The sequence below is a fragment of the Streptomyces sp. NPDC001137 genome (assembly GCF_040298885.1).
Taxonomy (GTDB): domain Bacteria; phylum Actinomycetota; class Actinomycetes; order Streptomycetales; family Streptomycetaceae; genus Streptomyces.
On record NZ_JBEPBA010000037.1, the window covers coordinates 1 to 16,826 of the forward strand.

The 16,826-nt window shown below is 69.0% G+C and carries 14 protein-coding genes; 10 read left to right on the top strand and 4 right to left on the bottom strand.

The window, feature by feature from the left end; translation table 11 throughout:
- The first annotated feature begins 162 nt into the window (after positions 1-162).
- The 9 genes from kdpB to ABT254_RS42770 all read left to right on the top strand — a co-directional run bounded on the left by kdpB (position 163) and on the right by ABT254_RS42770 (position 8,465).
- Positions 163-2,316 (top strand): potassium-transporting ATPase subunit KdpB, encoded by a 2,154-nt coding sequence (gene kdpB / locus ABT254_RS42730; protein ID WP_351483040.1) that lies wholly within the window; start codon positions 163-165, stop codon positions 2,314-2,316.
- 341 nt (positions 2,317-2,657) lie between these two features.
- Positions 2,658-3,464, top strand: coding sequence for an SDR family NAD(P)-dependent oxidoreductase (locus ABT254_RS42735; protein ID WP_351483042.1), 807 nt, complete (start codon positions 2,658-2,660; stop codon positions 3,462-3,464).
- On the top strand, positions 3,448-3,573 hold the full coding sequence (locus ABT254_RS42740) for a hypothetical protein (RefSeq protein WP_351483044.1): 126 nt from the start codon (positions 3,448-3,450) through the stop codon (positions 3,571-3,573). The genes ABT254_RS42735 and ABT254_RS42740 overlap by 17 nt, the downstream gene beginning before the upstream one ends.
- Positions 3,574-3,667: 94 nt before the next feature.
- On the top strand, positions 3,668-4,207 hold the full coding sequence (locus tag ABT254_RS42745) for a DUF1707 SHOCT-like domain-containing protein (RefSeq protein ID WP_351483046.1): 540 nt from the start codon (positions 3,668-3,670) through the stop codon (positions 4,205-4,207).
- A 307-nt stretch (positions 4,208-4,514) separates the two neighbouring features.
- A complete protein-coding gene (locus ABT254_RS42750; RefSeq protein ID WP_351483048.1) occupies positions 4,515-4,787 on the top strand; it encodes a hypothetical protein in 273 nt (90 codons plus the stop codon).
- Between the two features lie 188 nt (positions 4,788-4,975).
- The gene (locus tag ABT254_RS42755; RefSeq protein ID WP_351483050.1) at positions 4,976-6,931 is read left to right on the top strand and encodes an APC family permease; all 1,956 of its coding nucleotides are present in this window, start codon (positions 4,976-4,978) and stop codon (positions 6,929-6,931) included.
- Between the two features lie 104 nt (positions 6,932-7,035).
- Positions 7,036-7,554: a hypothetical protein gene (locus ABT254_RS42760; protein WP_351483052.1), complete on the top strand. Its 519-nt coding sequence runs from the start codon at positions 7,036-7,038 to the stop codon at positions 7,552-7,554.
- A gap of 99 nt (positions 7,555-7,653) precedes the next feature.
- Positions 7,654-8,151, top strand: a complete 498-nt coding sequence (locus ABT254_RS42765; RefSeq protein ID WP_351483054.1) for a GbsR/MarR family transcriptional regulator — start codon at positions 7,654-7,656, stop codon at positions 8,149-8,151.
- A gap of 23 nt (positions 8,152-8,174) precedes the next feature.
- Complete coding sequence (locus tag ABT254_RS42770) at positions 8,175-8,465, top strand: hypothetical protein (RefSeq protein WP_351483056.1); 291 nt, start codon at positions 8,175-8,177, stop codon at positions 8,463-8,465.
- A gap of 332 nt (positions 8,466-8,797) precedes the next feature.
- Here the strand turns inward: ABT254_RS42770 and ABT254_RS42775 are convergent, their stop codons facing one another.
- Together ABT254_RS42775 and ABT254_RS42780 are read right to left on the bottom strand one after the other, a co-directional pair.
- Positions 8,798-9,625: an alpha/beta fold hydrolase gene (locus ABT254_RS42775; RefSeq protein WP_351483058.1), complete on the bottom strand. Its 828-nt coding sequence runs from the start codon at positions 9,623-9,625 to the stop codon at positions 8,798-8,800.
- Positions 9,626-9,642: 17 nt separating this feature from the next.
- Positions 9,643-10,308, bottom strand: coding sequence for a DUF4097 family beta strand repeat-containing protein (locus tag ABT254_RS42780; RefSeq protein WP_351483060.1), 666 nt, complete (start codon positions 10,306-10,308; stop codon positions 9,643-9,645).
- Positions 10,309-10,667: 359 nt separating this feature from the next.
- Between ABT254_RS42780 and ABT254_RS42785 the strand changes: the two genes are divergently transcribed.
- On the top strand, positions 10,668-12,638 hold the full coding sequence (locus ABT254_RS42785) for a potassium transporter Kup (protein ID WP_351483062.1): 1,971 nt from the start codon (positions 10,668-10,670) through the stop codon (positions 12,636-12,638).
- Positions 12,639-13,175: 537 nt separating this feature from the next.
- Here ABT254_RS42785 and ABT254_RS42790 read toward each other — a convergent pair.
- Positions 13,176-14,504 carry a class I SAM-dependent RNA methyltransferase gene (locus ABT254_RS42790; protein WP_351483064.1) on the bottom strand — a complete coding sequence of 443 codons (1,329 nt, stop codon included), beginning with the start codon at positions 14,502-14,504 and terminating at the stop codon, positions 13,176-13,178.
- A 104-nt stretch (positions 14,505-14,608) separates the two neighbouring features.
- Complete coding sequence (locus tag ABT254_RS42795) at positions 14,609-16,663, bottom strand: APC family permease (RefSeq protein ID WP_351483066.1); 2,055 nt, start codon at positions 16,661-16,663, stop codon at positions 14,609-14,611.
- Between the last annotated feature and the right edge of the window lie 163 nt (positions 16,664-16,826).

Consider the following 16,826-nt stretch of genomic DNA (forward strand, 5'->3'; position numbering starts at 1 on the left):
AACCCCGGCCCCCGCCCCCGGCCCCCCCCCCCCCCGCCCCCCCCCCCCCCCGGGGGGGGGGGGGGGCCCCCCCCCCCCCCACGGACCCGCGCTCTCTCACCCGTCCACCGACCAGCGCGTCGGCGTGCCCTCATACATGCCGCGCCGAACCGTGAAGGTGTCATGCATCCCGCCGCGCCCGAACAGGCCCCGCCGTCCCGCCCCCAGCGCACCTCAGGACCGGCCCCGGGAGGTGGAGCCCGGCGCCGCGCCCCGAGCGGTGCCTTCGAACCCGCCCAGCTCGTCAGCTCCTTCCCCGAGGCGCCGCGCAAGCTGCACCCGAGGGTCCTGGTCAAGAAGCCCGTGCTCTTCGTGGTGTCCGTGGGAGCCGCGCTGACCACCCTGTCCGCGCTGCTGCACCCGGCCGTGTTCACCTGGGTCATCAGCGTCTGGCTGTGGCTGACGGTGGTCTTCGCCAACCTCGCCGAGGCCGTCGCGGAGGGCCGGGGCAAGGCGCAGGCCGAGTCGCTGCGCAAGGCACGTACGGACACGGTGGCGCTTCGACTGCTGGACTGGCGATGGGGCACCAACCTGCGCAACGCCCGCACGGAGGCCGTCGCCGCCACCGACCTCAAGCCGCTCGATGTCGTGCTGGTCGAGGCGGGCGAGATGATCCCGACCGACGGCGACGTCATCGACGGCGTGGCGGCCGTGGACGAGTCTGCGGTCACCGGTGAATCCGCGCCGGTCATCCGGGAGTCGGGCGGCGACCGCAGCGGTGTCACCGACGGCACCACGGTTCTGTCCGACCGCATCGTCGTCCGGGTCAGCGCCCGCTCCGGCCACAGCTTCCTGGACCGCATGATCGCCCTCGTGGAGGGCGCGAACCGGCAGAAGACCCCGAACGAGATCGCGCTCAACATCCTGCTGGCCTCGCTGACCATCATCTTCATCCTGGTCGTGGTCAGCCTCCAGCCGATGGCCGAATACGCAGACTCGGCCCAGTCCACGACCGTGCTGGTCGCCCTCCTCGTCACGCTCATCCCGACCACGATCGGCGCCCTGCTGTCCGCGATCGGCATCGCCGGCATGGACCGCCTGGTGCAGCGCAACGTGCTGGCCATGTCCGGCCGAGCGGTCGAAGCGGCCGGCGACGTGGGCACCCTGCTGCTCGACAAGACCGGCACCATCACCCTCGGCAACCGCGAGGCCGCCACCTTCGTCCCAATGCCCGGCATCGACGAGGGACAGTTGGCGGACGCCGCCCAGCTCTCCTCACTGGCCGACGAGACACCCGAGGGCCGCTCCGTCGTCGTCCTCGCCAAGAACCGGTACGGCCTGCGAGTACCCGCCGAGGGCGAGTTGGCGAATGCACGCTGGGTCGCCTTCAGCGCACAGACCCGCATGAGCGGCGTCGACCTGCACTGGGACAACGGAGCGCGCTGCGCGATCCGCAAGGGGGCCGCCCAGCAGGTGATCGAGTGGGTGCAGATGTACGGCGATCAAGTCCCTCCCGAAGCACGGCACTTCGCCGACTCGGTCGCCGCGTCCGGCGGTACACCGCTGCTGGTGGCCGTGCACGACTGGGACGGACCGCGGGTCCTCGGTCTGATTCACCTCAAGGACGTGGTCAAGGACGGCATCCGCGAACGTTTCGCGGAACTGCGCCGGATGGGCATCCGCACCGTGATGATCACCGGCGACAACCCGCTCACCGCCCGCGCCATCGCCCAGGAGGCAGGGGTGGACGACTACTTGGCCGAGGCCACCCCCGAGGACAAGCTGGCGCTGATCACGCGGGAGCAGGTGGGCGGCAAGCTCGTCGCCATGACCGGAGACGGCACGAACGACGCCCCGGCCCTCGCCCAGGCGGACGTCGGCGTCGCGATGAACACCGGCACTTCGGCCGCCAAGGAGGCCGGCAACATGGTCGACCTCGACTCCAACCCGACCAAACTCATCGAGATCGTCGAGATCGGCAAGCAACTCCTCATCACACGAGGTGCGCTGACCACGTTCTCCATCACGAACGACGTCGCGAAGTACTTCGCCATCATCCCGGTGATGTTCGCGGGCGCATACCCGGGGTTGGAGTCCCTGAACGTCATGGGCCTGCACAGCCCGACCTCCGCCATCACCTCGGCGATCATCTTCAACGCCCTGATCATCGTGGCGCTGATCCCACTCGCGTTGCGCGGCGTGCGCTATACGCCCGCGTCGGCACACGACCTGCTGCGCCGCAACCTGCTGTTGTACGGCCTGGGCGGGCTGATCCTGCCGTTCGTGGGCATCAAGCTGATCGACCTGCTGGTCGCGCAGGTGCCCGGCCTCGGCTGAGCCACGGCCGCCCGCCTGGCTCGCTCGTCAAGGACCCGTATGCGCACGTCAGAGCCCCGTCAGAGAAGGCGGTCCAGTCTTGCCCCGGCTGTGCGGTACGGCTTCCATGGAGGACGTGAACAGCGCCTGGCTCCTCTCCGACCGGCCGCCGAGTCCCGTTCGGCCGCCCCGTCGTGCGCCGCGCTGTGCGGAAGCGCCCGCGTCCGTGTCCCGCTGACGCGTTCCGCATCCCCCGGGGCGCCGTGATGCCACACCGCGCCCCGTCTCTTCTCATCACCGCACGTTCGCCGCCGCCCCGTCACCGGGGCCGCTCGACGTGCCCGCACCCTCCGGATTGGATCATGTCTTCCAGCCTTTCTTCCCGTACCGTCCTGGTCACCGGCGCCACCGCCGGCATCGGCTACGAGACCGCCCGGCAGCTCGCCGAGCGCGGCGCCACCGTGCTGCTGCACGGCCGTACCGCCGAGGAGGCCCGCGCCGCCGCCGACAGTCTCATCGCCACCGCCGGCGTCGACGGCGGCCAACTGTGCACGTATGCCGCCGACTTCGCCCGCCTGGACGAAGTCGAGGCCCTCGCCCGCAAGGTGACCACCGAGCACCCGCACCTCGACGTCCTCGTCAACAACGCCGGCATGGCCGCCCCCGAGCGCCACACCGTCACCGCCGACGGCAACGAGATCGCCTTCCAGGTCAACTTCCTCGCCCACTACCTGCTCACCTGCCTGCTCGAGTCGGCGCTGACGAGCGCCCCGGGCGGCCGGGTCGTCAACGTCTCCTCGGCCCTGCACCGCACAGGCTCCATCCAGTGGTCCGACCCCAACCGCGCCCGCCGCTACTCCCGGCTCGCCGCCTACGCCCAGTCCCAGCTGGCACTCACGGTGTTCGCCGCCGATCCGCGCGTCACCGCGGTCTCCGTACACCCGGGGGTATGTGACACAGCACTGCTCCCCCTGTACGGCCACGAGGGCATCTCGCCCGCCGCGGGCGCGGCGAACGTGGTCCGGCTGTGCGACCCGACCGTCGAGATCGTCAACGGCGCCTACTACGACCGCGACACGCGCGTCGAACCCGCCCCGGCCGCGACGGAGGACCGCACCGTCAGGCGCCTGAACAAGCTGGCAGACCTGCTGGTTGGCCACAGCGCTTGAACGCCCTGCACCAGCAGAGGAGTTGACGTACGTGTCGAAGCGCGCCCGGAAGAAGAAGGCCCGCCGCAACAAGAAGGCCAACCACGGCCGCAAGGCCGGCCAGAGCTGATCGAGCACGCCGGCGGCGATCTGCACGGTGGTCTCGTACCGGACAGTGAGTTTTCGTCTGGTGGCCACCGTGCGGTGCCGCTAGCGTGGCTGCCATGTCGAACGACCTGCCCGACCTGCGGGCCTCGCACCAGGACCGCGACCGCGTCGTGGATGTGCTGCGGGTCGCAGCCGGTGACGGCCGACTCGACGCCGAGGAACTCGACATGCGGCTGGAGAGCGCGCTTTCCGCCCGCACACTCGGCGAGTTGGCCGAGCTCACCGCCGACCTGCCGGACGTGCCCTCAGCACAGGGCAAGGACGTACTCCTGGTCGACCAGCACGGCGGCAAGTACGTACGGGAGGGGCGCTGGTCGGTACCCTCGCGCATCGAACTGCGCACGCGAGAGTGCCGTGTCACCTTCGACTTCACCCACGCTCTGGTCACTTCGGAGGTCCTGCGCATCGAGGCGGACATGGTGCACGGCAAACTGTTCTTCGTCGGCGCGAAAGACATCGTGTTCGACACCGACGGGCTCAACCGCACCTACTCCAAGCTCAAGTTCCGCTCCAAGAACACCACCGCCGATCCCCGTCTGCGGGTCGAACTCGTCGGCACACTCCTGCACGCGAAGGTCATCGAGCGGCGGTCGTAGCGTCTGCCGCGGAACGTCGCTCGCGTCAACCCGGCGTCAGAAAACGCTCTCTGCTAGTCAATAAGGCGTCAGCGCGCCCCTGGTCCGCGTGCCCGGCGTCGTAGCGTCGCAACAGGCCCACCGCCCCGGCGAAACCCGCCCGGACGGCGAGGACCTGCACCTCCCCCACCACAGGAGAAGACGCAGAACATGACGACCACTGTGCCCGCCACCCCCATCCTGGCCGGGCCGGACGGCGGTCGGCAGGCCGATGCCCGGGAGAAGGACATCATGCGCAGCGGTTTCCACTCGCCTGCGCGAGGGGCTCATGGCACGCGGCCTCGAGGTCATGGGCGACGTCGTCTGCCCGGTCGTCCCGGTCCTCATCGGGGACACCCCCACCGGCCGCACCGCCTCTGGCCTCATCGCCCGTGCCGGACTCATCGCCCACCTCGTCGAACAGCCGGCCGTCGCCTCCGACGCGGCCCGCTTCCGCCTGCAGGCCATGGCCGACCACGCCGACGATGATGTGGACACGGCGATCGACATCCTCGACACCTGCATACGCGCAGCCCGGCAACCCATCGCCACGACCCGCTGAGCCCTCACACGCACCGGCCGGCGGACGAAGCCCTTCAGCGGTGCTCCGCCTCGCCGCTCTTAACGGAGTCTTGACGCCTCCGGAGCACGCTCCCGGGGGCCCACGCGTCACTCTCTGCTTACGCTGGTGCCGCCGTCCGTGTGATGGCCGGAGCCCCACGCTGAGCCGCACATCAGGAGAGCAAGTCGATGGTCGCCACCGAACACCCGCCTCAGAGCCGACTGCGGACGTGGATGCTGGAGGGCCTGTCCGACATGGGCAAGCAGGGCGGCCACACCGGGCCGCACGCCGAGCCCGAGCCCCCTCACAAAGGCCAGCGCTGGTACCGCGTGATGTGCCTGACGGGCGTCGACTACTTCTCCACCCTCGGCTACCAGCCCGGCATCGCGGCCCTGGCAGCCGGACTGCTCTCCCCGATCGCGACCCTCGTCCTCGTCGTCGTCACCCTGGCGGGCGCCCTTCCGGTGTACCGCCGCGTGGCGGAGGAGAGCCCCCACGGCGAGGGTTCCATCGCGATGCTGGAACGGCTGCTCTCCTTCTGGCAGGGCAAACTCTTCGTCCTGACGCTCCTGGGTTTCGCCGCCACCGACTTCCTGATCACCATCACCCTGTCGGCCGCCGACGCCTCCACCCACCTGATCGAGAACCCGCATCTGGAGAGCACACTCCACGGCCAGCAGATGATCATCACCCTGCTGCTGGTGGCCCTGCTGGGCGCGGTGTTCCTCAAGGGTTTCCTGGAGGCGATCGGCGTCGCGGTGGCCCTGGTCGTGGTCTATCTCGTCCTGAACGCCGTCGTCGTGGCCGTCGGCATGTACCACGTGCTCACCGCCGGGCACGTGGTAACCGACTGGACCAGCGCGCTGACCACCGAGCACGGAAACGTCTTCGCCATGGTCGGCGTGTCCCTGCTGGTCTTCCCGAAGCTGGCCCTGGGTCTGTCCGGCTTCGAGACGGGCGTCGCCGTCATGCCGCACGTGCAGGGCGATCCGGGCGACACGGAGGAGAACCCGCAGGGCCGCATCCGGGACACCAAGAAGCTCCTCACGGCCGCCGCCCTGATCATGAGCGTGTTCCTGATCGCGACCAGCTTCATCACGACGGTGCTCATCCCGGAGAACGAGTTCAAGGACGGTGGCAAGGCCAACGGCCGAGCGCTGGCGTATCTGGCGCACGAGTATCTCGGCGGGGCCTTCGGCACCGTCTACGACGTCTCGACCATCGCCATCCTCTGGTTCGCCGGCGCCTCCGCGATGGCCGGCCTGCTCAACCTGATGCCCCGCTATCTGCCCCGCTACGGCATGGCCCCGCACTGGGCGCGTGCCGTTCGCCCGATGGTGATCGTCTTCACCCTGGTCGGCTTCCTGGTCACCTGGATCTTCGACGCCGACGTCGACGCGCAGGGCGGTGCGTACGCGACCGGCGTACTGGTGCTGATGTCCTCGGCGGCCATCGCGGTGACCATCGCGGCCCGGCGCGCTCAGCAGCGGAACTGGACCATCGGCTTCGCGGCGGTGTCCGCGGTGCTTCTCTATGTCACCGTCGCCAATGTCATCGAGCGCCCGGACGGCGTGAAGATCGGTGCCTGCTTCATCGTCGGCATCATGCTCGTCTCGCTGCTGTCCCGGCTCGCTCGCGCCTTCGAACTGCGCGTCACGCACATCGAGCTGGACGACATGGCGGAACGATTCGTCCGCGACATGTCCCACCGGCGCATCCGCTTCCTCGCGAACGAACCCGGCCGACGCGACAAGGCCGAGTACCGCGACAAGATCGAGCAGATCCGTGCCGACAACGATCTGCCGGAGCAGGAGGACTTCGTCTTCGTCGAGGTCACGGTCACCGACCCGTCCGAGTTCGAGGCGGGCCTGACGGTGCGCGGCGAGGTCCTGCACAACCGCTATCGCGTCCTGACCGTGGAGTCCTCCTCCATCCCCAACGCCCTGGCCGCACTTCTGCTGCACGTCCGCGACAGCACGGGCTGCATCCCGCACATCTACTTCGAGTGGACCGAGGGCGGGCCCTTCGCGAACTTCCTGCGCTTCTTCCTCTTCGGTCAGGGCGAGGTCGCCCCGGTCACCCGAGAGGTCCTGCGCGAAGCGGAACCGGACCGTGCCCGCAGGCCCCGCGTCCACACGGGCTGAGCACGGGGCGACCGCGTCAGGATCCCGTCAAGATTCGCCCGTTTGCGCTAAGGCCCCGTTAGCGACGCTCGTCGCATCGCGCCTCGGCGCCTAGCGTCAGCGCCATGCGACGGAGCGGACCGGCGGGCTCGGCCGGCGACCGCCACTGGCGTGGCAGCGCCCGCCTCGCGCTGTGCTGCGCCTTGGCGTTCGGCGCCATGAGCCTCCTGGTCGACTGGGACGCGGGAAGTCTGACACCCCTGCGGGCCCTGCTCTGGGTCACCCTGTCCGCCGCCGTATGCGCCGTCCTGCTCCCGCCGCGGGTAAGTGCGGGCCCCGGCTGGCTGGCGGTCCGCACCCCCTGGCACCGGCGAGTGATCCACACGGACGCACTGAGCGCCGTACGGCAGTACGACGGCGTCTCCTCCCACCTGGTCCTGCGAGATGTCCACGGACACGCCCTCGAACTCGACCCCCGGGTGCTCGCCGCCAATCCTCTGCTCTGGCACGAGCTCGACACGGGCATACGCCGCTCCCTGGAGCGCGGAACACTGCGCTCCGGAGCGGACGTCATGGAGCGACTGGGACAGCACATCGACGACGACACGGTCCAGGCAGTGCTTCGGGCATCGGGACTTTCCTGACCGTAGAGCAGCACCTCCGGCCATCCCTGCGGCGGCCCTCTCCGCGACCAAGATGACAGAAATAAGTGTCATCTCAGCGATAGGTGCTAGATTGCTGATGTGCCGCAGGACGCCCAGCTGATCTTCGCCGACCACGTCGGCCGCTTCTATGCCCGCCATTACGGCTTCCCGCCGATGGCCGGACGCCTGCTCGGCTATCTGCTCGTCTGCGATCCGGCCCAGCAGACGATCGACGAACTGAGCGACGCGCTGCTGGCGAGCCGAAGCGCGATCACGGGTGCAGTCAAGATGCTGGAAAGCTACGACCTGGCACGACGCACCAGATCGGCCGGCGAACGAATGGACCGGGTGAGCCTGAACCCGACCGGCCGACAGCCGCAGAACTTCGACGCGACCCTCCATCTGGAGCACGCGGCGCTGTTCCGGGAGGGCCTGGACCTGCTCACGGACGCGACGCCTGCGCGCCGGGCCCCGCTCGAAGAGATGGTCGCGCTGGCGGAGTTCCTCGCCGAGCGCCTGCCCGCGCTGCGGGACGAGTGGCACGCGCACCGCGAGGAACTGCGCGCGTCCGGAAAGCTGCCCCGCTCCGACTCATAGCCCCGAAGGCCACGGAGAGTTCCATGACGCCCGAGTCCGACCAGTCCAGCCAGCCCTACCAGTCCGATGTGGCCGCTCTGCGCGAACGCATCGACCGCGGAGAAGCGGACGCCGCCGACGAGTTGATCGAACTGGCCGCGGAATACGGCGACATGGAGGAACTACGGCGCCTCGCGGAGACAGGCAACCCCACCGCGACCGACCAGCTCATCGAACTCGCCGCCGAACAGGAAGACCTCACCGAACTACGACGTCTGGCAGACCAGGGGAACACGACTGCCGCCGAGGTTCTCGACGAACTCGTCGACGAATGACCCGAGTTCCCAGTGTCCCCGAGTCACGCCACGGCCATGAGGTCACGTGCCGGGCAAAGGGCTTGAGCCACGGGAAAGCCTGCGCTCGACGGAGCACTACTGGGCAGCGTCCGCAGGCTGAGCCAGGATCTGTACCGCGGTTCGGACGGGAGGGCCGAAGGGGCTCCGACCGTGGCCGCTCTGCAGCAAGTCCTGTACGTGGCGGAGGCCGCCGCACACGAGCTGACGACCCGCCTCTGGACGAGGCAGGCGCGTCGGGCACGGTTCAGTTGGACGACGATGACGACGTTGGCCGCGAGGACGTGCAGTTCGCATCGGTTATCGGTCGGGCTTCAGTGCTCTGCGCGGTCGAGGGCCACGATCTCGCGTGCGGCCTCGGCGACGGCCCGGAAGTCCTTCTTCAGGATCGCATCGTGGTTGCTGGCGACCTTCGCACCGAGCCGGAGGTTCGGATTGCGCTCGAAGACCTCGTCGAGGCTGGCGCGGATGCGTTCCTGCTCGTCCCCCTTGCTTCCGAGAGACGCACCCGAAGCAAGCACATACCGCACCGGGACGGTGATGTCGTCCAGCACGGGAGCCAGATCGCGTTCGCGGGAGATCTTGCCGAGTTCGATGTTGCACTCCGCCATCTCTTCGGCGGTCATCCGCGGGATGAGGCCGGTCGGACGCACCAGCGGCGCGAACCAGCTCACCCGCCTGAACAGCTTGCGGATCCGCTGCTCCATGGCCTCGTCCAGCCAGTCGTACGGCGCCGCGCCGTCGACCAGGACCGCGCCCAAAGCCCGCTCCGGATTCCGGCTCGCCCAGTGCGCCGCGACGTACGCCCCGTAGGACCAGCCCACCAACAGCGCCCGCTGCACACCCCGAGCGGCGAGAACGGCATCCACGTCCCGGACGGCCGCCTCGAAGGAGTAGTCCGCCGATCGCTTGGACTTCTTGCCGCGGGCCCGTTCGTCGTAGGTGATGTGCCGCCATTGCGGCCCCAGTTCGGCGAGGACTCGCCGCCAGTATCCCTGGGTGGCGAACTGGCCGTTGAGGTAGAGCACGGGGATGCCGGGGCCGCCGGTGTCGGTGACTGCCAGGGCGGTGTCGTCGACCGGCACCATGCCGCTCCACTGCGATCCGGTCGGGGAACCAGCCGGGAAGGTGCTGCTCTTCATGTTCCTGCTCCTTCGGATCAGAGGCTGCGGGCGGTGATGTCGCCGCGGGAGGTGGTGGCGCGGATGTTGAGTTCGGCGGTGCCGTCGTTCTTGAGGGCGTTGCTGACGCGGCCGTGGTCAGTGCCGGCGTCCAGGGCGGCCGAGACACCCTCGGCGGCGGTGACCGAGATGTCGCCTGCCTGGGTGCTGAGCACGACGGTGCCGCGCACGGCCTCGGCGATACGGATGTCGCCCCTTGCGGTGCTGATCTCCGCGCGGCCGTTGAGGCGGCCGACTTCGACGTCGCCGTCGGTCGCGGTGAGCCGGATGCTCGCGGCCTCGTCGATCTTGATCTGGCGGTACGCGCCGTCGAAGGCGACGTCGCCGAGGCGTCCGACGCCCCGGAGTTCGGCGGCGTCCGCCTGGACCTCGATGTGGGAATCGGCGGGCAGCTGGACGGCGACCTCGACGGAACCGGAGGGACCGAAGAGCTTGCCGTCGGGGGCCGAGGCTGTGATCCGCAGGACGCCGTCGGCATAAGCGACGGTGGTCTGCTCCGCCGCCTTCAGGTCCCGGCTCTTCGCAGCGTTGGCGGGCAGGACCTCCACCGTGGTGTCGGCCCGATCGGCCGCGGCGAAGCGGACGCGTCCGGCGGGAATGTCCATGACGGCCGAAATCGGGGCGGGGGTGTCGAACTTCTGCATGGCGCTCTCCTTGAGCTCGCTTTTTCCGATGATGGAAAGCTACGTTGCGTTCATCGATCTGGCAACACATTCATCCCGCCCGATTGCCATAATCCCAGGCAGGAGAAGCAAAATCGTTGCGGTAGGTCAGAAGTTAATGCAACGCCGACTGTTCCATCGTTGCAATGGCGGTGAAATCAAAGCAATGACGGGGACACCAAGGACCACCACATCGGCAACCTCAGCGCCCATCGCATCAACCTGGCTCACCGCGCCACCGAGCGCCGCACCCACCGGCGGCCGTCGTCCCATGAGATCGGTATCGTCCGCCCCAGTGCCCCAGATCTGCAGTTCAGCGGCACAGACGGAGGAGGATCACCATGGCCGACCACCGGCAGGGAACCGCGACGGACGACGGACCCGCATCAGGGGCACCGGAGCCGCCCCGGGCAAGCGCGCACGGCTCGGTGCGCCTCGCGGTGGTCATCGGCGCGCTCGGCGTGGTCTTCGGCGACATCGGGACCAGCCCGATCTACACCCTCCAGACGGTGTTCAACCCGAGCGACCCGCACCCCGTCCCGGTCACCACCGACAACGTGTACGGGGTGGTGTCACTGGTGTTCTGGTCAGTGATGATCATCGTGACGGTCACCTACGTGCTGCTGGCGATGCGCGCCGACAACGACGGTGAGGGCGGCATCATGGCGCTGATCACCCTGCTACGACGGTGGAGTTCACAGCGTGGGCGTCGGGCCGCCGTCGTACTGGCTGCGCTCGGCATCTTCGGTGCGTCGCTGTTCTTCGGTGACAGCATGATCACCCCGGCGATCTCGGTGCTGTCCGCGGTCGAGGGGCTCAAGGTCGTCGAACCGTCACTGGACGAAGCGGTCGTGCCCATCACCGCGGTGATCATCGTGCTGTTGTTCCTGGTGCAGCGCAGGGGAACCGCGGCCGTGGGCCGGGTGTTCGGGCCGGTCATGATCGCCTGGTTCGTGGCCATCGGCGCGTGCGGCGTCGCCGGCATCGCCGACCACCCGGCCATCCTCCGGGCGCTGTCGCCGACGTACGCGCTGGGCTTCCTGTTCGGCCATTGGGGCACCGCCTTCTTCGCCCTTGCCGCGATCGTGCTCGCGGTCACCGGCGCCGAGGCGCTCTACGCCGACATGGGCCACTTCGGCCGCCGGGCCATCACCCGCGCCTGGCTGTTCCTCGTCCTGCCCGCGTGCGTACTGAGCTACTTCGGCCAGGGCGCGCTGATCCTCGACGATCGGAACAACATCAGCAGCCCGTTCTTCCTGCTCGTACCCGACTGGGGGCGGTGGCCGATGATCCTGCTGGCCACGGCGGCCACCGTGATCGCCTCCCAGGCAGTGATCACCGGCGCGTACTCGGTCACCTCCCAGGCCGCCCAGCTCGGCTACCTGCCGAGGCTGCGGATCGCGCACACCTCCGAGTCCACCATCGGCCAGATCTACGTCCCCTGGATCAACTGGCTGCTGATGGTCTCCGTCCTCACCCTGGTCTTCGCCTTCCGCTCATCCGCAGCGCTGGCCTTCGCGTTCGGCATGGCCGTCACCGGCACCATCACCATCACCACCCTGTTGTTCTTCTACGTCGCCCGCGCGAAGTGGGGCACACCCAAGTGGCTCATCGCCATCGGCGCGACCGTATTGCTCTTCGTGGACCTGCTGTTCGTGGCGGCCAACCTGACCAAGCTCGTCCACGGCGCATGGCTGCCACTGCTGATCGGCCTCACTGTGTTCACCGTCATGACGACCTGGCAACGCGGCCGCGAAGTCGTCACCGCGGAACGAGCACGCGAGGAAGGCCCGCTGCCCGAGTTCATCGACCACCTCCGCACGGGCGAGGCGTCCACGCTCACCGTCCCCGGCACAGCCGTCTTCCTCAACCGGGACAAGGAGACCGCACCCCTGGCCATGCGGGCCAACGTCGAGCACAACCACGTGCGGCACGAGCAGGTCGTGATCCTGTCCATCACGACCGAGCCCGTGCCCCGCGTCCCGGCCGAGCAGCGGATCATCATCGACGACCTCGGGTACGCCGACGACGGGATCATCCATGTCACCGCCCGGTTCGGCTACATGGAGACACCGGACGTGCCCGGCACCCTGGCCATGCTCGACCCGGCCCGAACCGAGGGGCCGCTGCAACTCGACGAGGCGTCCTACTTCCTCTCGAAGATCGAACTCCGGCGCGGGAAGGCCCCGACGATGGCGCCCTGGCGCAAGCGACTGTTCATCGCCACCTCCTACATCACAGCCGACGCCGCCGAGTACTTCGGCCTGCCCCGCGACCGCACGGTCATCATGGGCTCGCACATCGAGGTGTAGCCGGGCCGGACGCCAAGGGCGAGTACGGCACGGACGACGCTCACACTCGCACGTGCCTCGGCCGGCCGGGTGTGCCCATTCGGCGTGCGTGGACGGTCAGTTACAGCAGGCGGAGCGAGCGCGCACGGCAGGGTCGCTGAGGTGGGCCGGGTACACGGCAGGCGACGCGTTCGGCGGCGGTCTTCTCTTTCCACCGCCGCGATCGCTGTGGAGGAAGGCCCCGACGCCTCGCAGGGCAAGGGTCAGCGGAGGCCATCCACCCATCGCGGCAGGTCACAACGTCGCCGGTCTCTTCCGACGCATCTCGCCAGTCTCACCGGCAGGAGCCAGCAGCTCTGCGCAAAGCGTCGCCTGCCCTCGACACCCCACCGACACTGGCAACCTTGACCGGACCTGACCTGCCCAACAGGCCACCTGACGCCCCATCAGAACGAGCGTCAAATGAGCGTCAAGATACCTCGGAGAGCGTCATTTCAGCGTCAAGATATCGCCCGTAACGCCCACACCGCACATAATGCGCACGCGCAAAACCGCAGGTCAGGAGCCCTTTGCCACCGGTTCAAGGATGGCAACGCACTCCAAGTGATGCGTCATCGGAAACAGATCGAACGCCCGCAACGTCCGCACCCGGTACCCCCCGTCCCGGAAGTACCCCAGGTCCCGCGCCAGTGCCGCCGGGTCGCAAGCGACGTAGGCGATCCGGCGGGCGCCCAGTGACGACAGGTGGGCGACCGTCTGGCGGCCGGCGCCCGATCGCGGGGGGTCCAGGACGATGAGGTCGACCTCGGTGATCCCGGTGCGCGGCAGTACGGCCTCGACCTTGCCCTGCTCGATCCGCACCCGGTCGAAGTCGGCGAGGTTGTGCCGGGCGTCCTCGACGGCCCGCTTGCCCGACTCGATGCCGAGGACCGCGCCCTTGTCGCCGAGCCGGTCGGCCAGGGCGCCCGCGAACAGGCCCACACCGCAGTACAGGTCGAGCGCCATCTCGCCCTTGCGCGGCAGCAGGCCCTGCATGACCGCGGTCACCAGGGTGTCGGCGGCCTTCGGGTGGACCTGCCAGAAGCCTCCGCTGCCGACCCGGTACGTACGGCCGTCCGCGCGCTCTCGGACGAAGGGACGGCCGTGGACGCGGTGCACCCCGCCGTCCTTCTCGCCGACCCGCATCACGGACACCGGCTTGTCCAGCTCGACGATCGGCAGCCGGGCGCCCGGCTTCGGGGTGAGGATCACCTGGCGGTCCTGCGATCCCGTCGCCGCGATGGCGTCGACCGACGCCATGCCCGCCCAGTCGCGCTTCTCGATGCCCAGCTCACTGACACCCTCGGCCGCGATCATGCAGTGGTCGATCGCCTCGACCTCGTGCGAGCGGTGCCGGCGCAGACCGGCCCGCCCGTCGGCGTCCACCGCGTACTGCACACGCGTCCGCCAGGCAGGCACCTCACCCGCGGGCAGCTTGTCGCCCTCGGCCGGCATCACGGTGCCGTCCCAGCCGGCCTCCTCGGGCGTGAGGCCCGCGAGCCGCTGCAGCTGCTCGGCGAGCACCTCGCCCTTCAGCCGCCGCTGCGCCCCCGGCTTGGCGTGCTGCCAGTCGCAGCCGCCGCAGCGTCCGGGGCCGGCGTAGGGGCAGGGCGCCTCGATGCGGTCCTTGGAGGCCGAGAGGACCTGGACCGCGTCCGCGCGCAGGAAACGGGCCCCCTCCTCGCCCTCCGTGACCCGCGCCACGACCCGCTCACCGGGCAGCGTGTGCCGGACGAACAGCACCTGGCCCTCGGCGGTACGGGCGATGCAGTGCCCGCCGTGGGCGACGGGGCCGATCTCGACCTCGTACTCCTCCCCGACCAGCGACTTCTTCGGTTCTGTCTGCATGGCGGGGTGACTCCACAACATCGAAAGGGGATTGGCGAAAGGAAACAGCCGGACAACAGCCCACCAGTCTACGTGGGTGCCGTCCGGCCGTTGACCGACGTGTGTCAGTTCTGGGAGCCCGAGGGCTGCTTCGGCCGGCCCTCCTGGGCCGGACCGCGCCGCACGGAGCCCGGTGCGTTCCACTCCTGCCGCTTGCGGGCCCTGCTCTTCGCCGCCTCCGAGGACTGCAGCTGGTAGGGCACGGACGTCACCATGATGCCCGGCGTGAACAGCAGCCGGCCCTTGAGCCTGAGCGCGCTCTGGTTGTGCAGCAGATGCTCGTACCAGTGACCGACCACGTACTCGGGGATGATCACGGACACCGCGTCGCGCGGCGACTCCTTGCGCAGGCCCCTGACGTACTCGATGATCGGCCGCGTGATCTCGCGGTACGGCGAGTCGAGCACCTTCAGCGGTACGTCGATGCCGCGCCGCTCCCACTCCTCCTTCAGCGCCTTCGTCTCCGCCGCGTCGACGTTGACGGTGAGCGCCTCCAGGCTGTCGGAGCGCATGAGCTTGGCGTAGGCGAGGGCGCGCAGCGTGGGGCGGTGGATCTTCGAGATCAGGACGACCGAGTGGACGCGGGAGGGCCGTACGCTGTCGTCGCTCGGGCCCTCGGGCGCCGCGATCTCCGCGGCCACGCCGTCGTAGTGCTTACGGATGGCGGTCATCGTCGCGTAGAAGATCACCATGCCGAGCAGGGCGACCCAGGCGCCGTGCGTGAACTTGGTGACCAGGACGACGACCAGCACCAGGCCGGTGAAGAAGGCGCCGAAGGCGTTGATCGCGCGGGAGCGCACCATGTGGCGGCGGGTGGCGAGGTCCTTCTCGACGGCCAGATGGCGGTTCCAGTGCCGCACCATGCCGGTCTGGCTGAGCGTGAAGGACACGAACACGCCGACGATGTACAGCTGGATCAGCCGGGTCGAGTCGGCGCCGTAGCTCACGGTCAGGAGCGTGGCGGCGCCCGCGAGGAGCACGATGCCGTTCGAGAAGGCGAGGCGGTCGCCTCGGGTGTGCAGCTGGCGGGGCAGATAGCGGTCCTGGGCGAGGATCGAGCCGAGCACCGGGAAGCCGTTGTAGGCGGTGTTGGCGGCCAGGAACAGCACCAGGGCGGTGGCCGCGGCGAGCACGATGAACAGGAAGCTGCCCTTGCCGAAGACCGCCTCGGCGACCTGGGTGATCACCGGGTTCTGCACGTAGTCCGCGCCGACCCCGACGCCGTGCTTGAGCAGGTCGGTGGCCGGGTTCTCGGCCATACGGACCTTGGTCGTCAGGGCGAGGACGATGATGCCGCAGAACATGGTGACGGCGAGCAGGCCCATCGCGGCGAGCGTGGTCGCGGCGTTCTTCGACTTGGGCTTGCGGAAGGCGGGGACGCCGTTGGAGATCGCCTCGACACCGGTCAGTGCCGCACAGCCTGAGGAGAAGGCGCGCAGCATCAGGAAGACCAGCGCGAAACCGGCCAGCCCCTGGTGCTCGGCCTTGATCGTGTACTGCGCTGTCGGCGCCCGCATGGTGTCGTCGAGCACCAGCCCGCGGAACGCACCCCACGCGATCATGATGAACACGCCGCCGACGAACACATACGTCGGGATCGCGAAGAGCTTGCCGGACTCCTTCACGCCACGCAGGTTCATCAGCGTCAGCAGCACGATCACGGAGACGGCGCACAGCACCTTGTGCTCGACCACGAACGGGATCGCGGAGCCGAGGTTCTCGATGCCGGACGCGATCGACACGGCGACGGTGAGCACGTAGTCGACGAGCAGGGCACTGGCCACGGTCAGGCCCGCCTTGGCGCCCAGGTTGGTGGTCGCGACCTCGTAGTCGCCGCCGCCGCTGGGGTAGGCATGCACGTTCTGCCGGTAGGAAGCGACCACGGTGAACATCAGCACGACGACCGCGAGGGCGATCCAGGGGCTGAAGTGGTACGCCGACACGCCCGCGATGGACAGGACCAGCAGCACCTCTCCCGGGGCGTAGGCCACGGAGGACAGCGGGTCGGAGGCGAAGACGGGGAGGGCGATGCGCTTCGGCAGGAGCGTTTCGCCCAGCCGGTCACTGCGCAGTGCGCGCCCGATCAGGATCCGTTTGGGCACGTCGGTCAGTTTGGACACAACAGGTAATCGTAGGCGTTCGAACGGGCACCCAACCACCCTCCCCCACCCATCTGCTCTCCGGGTGAAAACAAAGGGGGCTCCGGCGACGGATTCCGCAGGTCGCCGCGCCCTCATGCCTATATGACAATCACCGCCCCAGTTGCCGCCCCTTGGAGGTTCC